2 protein-coding genes and 1 tRNA gene are annotated in these 2253 nt (G+C 45.5%); 2 read left to right on the forward strand and 1 reads right to left on the reverse strand.

Annotated features, from left to right (window positions below):
• Positions 1 to 223 precede the first annotated feature (223 nt).
• The gene (locus tag PL11201_RS25380; RefSeq protein WP_255377682.1) at positions 224 to 1558 is read left to right on the forward strand and encodes an alkaline phosphatase D family protein; all 1335 of its coding nucleotides are present in this window, start codon (positions 224 to 226) and stop codon (positions 1556 to 1558) included.
• A 49-nt stretch (positions 1559 to 1607) separates the two neighbouring features.
• On the opposite strand, the gene folB is transcribed toward PL11201_RS25380, so the two are convergent.
• Entirely contained in the window at positions 1608 to 1958 is a 351-nt protein-coding gene (folB, locus tag PL11201_RS25385) for a dihydroneopterin aldolase (RefSeq protein ID WP_079679679.1), read from the reverse strand.
• A gap of 55 nt (positions 1959 to 2013) precedes the next feature.
• Here folB and PL11201_RS25390 point away from each other — a divergent pair.
• A tRNA-Arg gene (locus tag PL11201_RS25390) sits at positions 2014 to 2086 on the forward strand.
• Positions 2087 to 2253: the final 167 nt, after the last annotated feature.

A 2253-nucleotide genomic window follows, 5' to 3' on the forward strand; every position in this document is an offset into this window, starting at 1 on the left:
GGAAACCTCTACTCCTCTTGATGAAAGTCTGGTCGAGCAAGTGTCCAGGTTGAAGTTAGAATCTCAGTGTATTCAGACCTGAGAGTGTCAATATCAAGTTACGGATGCCAGTCAAAATCAACTCTCGGGTAAATTTCAAACCTCCGATCCCCTAGGAACCCGCAATGGTTTACGGTTTGGGGTATCCGGCGACCTACAGGGCAATTTAGCCCCCTTTGTTTCTCTGAAAAATGCCGATCAACGCAATTTAGACTTTTTTGTCCAACTCGGAGATATGTCGGAGGCAGATGCAGTTTCCTCCGCTATCCCCGGGGTCACTCAAGCCAAAACCCTAGAGGAGTTTCACCTCAAACAAAATGAAATCTACTCTCAACGCTATGGGTTAAACCCTTGGGCTGATTTACGGGCCAGTACGTCGGTTTATGCCACCTGGGATGATCACGAATTAACCAATGATTTCGCAGGTGGTGCTACCCCGGCAAAATCCCCCCAGAAACAGGATATTTTTGGTAAGGAGACCACTGGATATGTAAACGATACTCCCGTGTTTGATGCTGCGTTACAGAGCTTCCAAAACTATTTCCCCGTGCGAAATGAATATTATGGCAATACCAACGATCCTCGCACCGCAGAAGAACGGAAACTCTATCGTAACAATAACTTTGGCAGTGATGCGGCTACTTTTGTTTTAGATGTGCGATCGTTTCGGGATGCACCCTTACCCTTTGTAGCTGAAGATGCGGATCAAACCAAAATTGATCAAACCTTGAGTGATGCTTTTGATCCTAACCGGACGATGTTAGGAGAAGCTCAGTTTAAACAGTTAAAGGATGATTTACTCGTGGCTCAAAATGACGGAGTGACCTGGAAATTCGTGATGTCAACGGTTCCCATGCAGCAATTTGGGATTCCGACTATTGGAGAACGTTGGGAAGGGTTTGCCACCGAAAGACGAGATTTACTCAATTTTATTCAAGAAAATCAGATTAAAAATGTCGTGTTTGTCACCGGAGATTTTCATGGCAATGTGGTGAATAATGTCATGAATCAACAGGCGGTGGATCAACCCGTAACCCCAACGGGGGTGTTTGATGTGATGATTGGCCCCGTGGGAATTCAGTTAACGGTTCCGTTTCTTCCTGCACCCTTTAATCAAACCTTTGCAGCACCCTTTGGCCCCGCGACGATTGGGTTTACACCCGCGAGTTTATTAGCCAAACAATCGAAATCCCAGGCGGAATATTTAGCATTGACCGACCGAGAAGAAAAGGATCAATATGTGCGGGATGTTTTGGACTATCGCACCGAAACCCTGTTAAATTACGATCCGATGGGTTTGGAAAATTCCCCGATTGATGAAACCTTACTACAGGGGAGCTACGTTAACACCCATACCTACGGTTGGACGGAGTTTGAGATTGCCCCTAATACGGGTGTTTTAACCGTTACTAGCTATGGGGTTAATCCTTACAGCGAAGCTCAACTTTTAGCCAATCCTAACCCGATTCTGAGTTCTGAACCCTTTATTGCCAGTCAGTTTCAGGTTAAGCCCTTTTAATATCCCTTGACTCCCGTAGGGACGTGCCATAGCACCTCTCTACCAGGGACTAACGGGTGATATCAATTTGGATTTTGCCACTAAAATCGGGAATGGGGGGGGCGGGTTTGGTTAACTGTACCCGCACTTTTTCCACTCGGGGTTGTTGTAATAGGGTGTCGGTAATTTCTGTGGCTAATCGTTCTAAGAGGGCGAATTTGCTGGTTTTAATCACGTTCTCAACGGTTCTGATGGTCTGGCGATAGTCGAGGGTATCGGCGATCGCATCACTACTCCCCACGGGTCTTAGATCTAACCACAGGGTGATATCGGCTTCAAACCATTGTCCCAAAACCTGTTCTTCGGGTAAATATCCGGTATAACCGTAGCTGCGAATCCCTGAAATGTGGATTGAGTCCATAATTCCCAAAATAAAATGATATTTTCTCAAGAATATGCTACATTAATAAAAGTGTGGGTATGTAGCTCAGTGGATAGAGCATCAGGTTCCGGTCCTGAGGGTCGGGGGTTCGAGTCCCTCCATACTCGTTTTTTTAAAGTCGCTTGTAACTCGTATACAGAGGGATTCTCACCCCGACCCTCAGCATCAAAACCTGATGCTCTATCCACTGAGTTATCCAGAATCTATCCATTCCCATGATATTCGATAGGATTCTGGATAGATTACTTTTTACCTATCCATACAAACATTTAAT

This window comes from Planktothrix sp. PCC 11201 (assembly GCF_900009135.1).
In the GTDB taxonomy this organism is placed as follows: Bacteria; Cyanobacteriota; Cyanobacteriia; order Cyanobacteriales; family Microcoleaceae; genus Planktothrix.